Source organism: uncultured Jannaschia sp. (assembly GCF_947494055.1).
Lineage (GTDB): Bacteria > Pseudomonadota > Alphaproteobacteria > Rhodobacterales > Rhodobacteraceae > Jannaschia.
Genome location: NZ_CANLTR010000186.1, coordinates 1 through 451, shown reverse-complemented (window position 1 = coordinate 451; position 451 = coordinate 1). Strand labels below are relative to the sequence as shown.

General features: G+C 64.3%; 1 protein-coding gene. It reads right to left on the bottom strand.

Annotated elements, in window-relative coordinates; translation table 11 throughout:
* On the bottom strand, window positions 1-251 hold a 251-nt coding region (locus Q1A87_RS23780; protein ID WP_299657360.1), incomplete at its 3' end, for a hypothetical protein.
* Between the last annotated feature and the right edge of the window lie 200 nt (window positions 252-451).

Sequence of the window (451 nt, the reverse complement as noted above, 5' to 3'; positions counted from 1 at the left end):
ACAGCGCGCTCGAGAAAGTCCCGTCGGTCCTTCGCGCCGAGCGACGGACGCTCGGCCAGGATAAGCCAGGCATCCGCGCAGAACGGAGAGAGCTTCAGGGCCTGGCGAGCAAGCGCTGAGCGGCTGCGGCCATCCGGGGTTTCCCAAGCGTCGTAGACCAGGTCCTGTGCTTCACCGAGAGCTTCCTCGTCCGGTCCCGCGCCGAGGTCTCTCCAGATACGTTCGAGCCCGGCAGGATCGGGCAGCTTCACCAGCTCGCTCCTGCCCGCGGCGTAGGGAGATGGCTTGCGGGGCTTCTTCGACGTGGGCATGGGGCGGCCCTTTCGTGCAACTTTTCGCAGCCAGCTTCGAGGGCCGAAAGGGTGAGGTCAACGCGAAGATCGTTCTTCACAGGTTATGCAAAAAGTCGGAACGTGCACGTTCGAGCCTGTTGGGCCCTATCGTCCCAGCA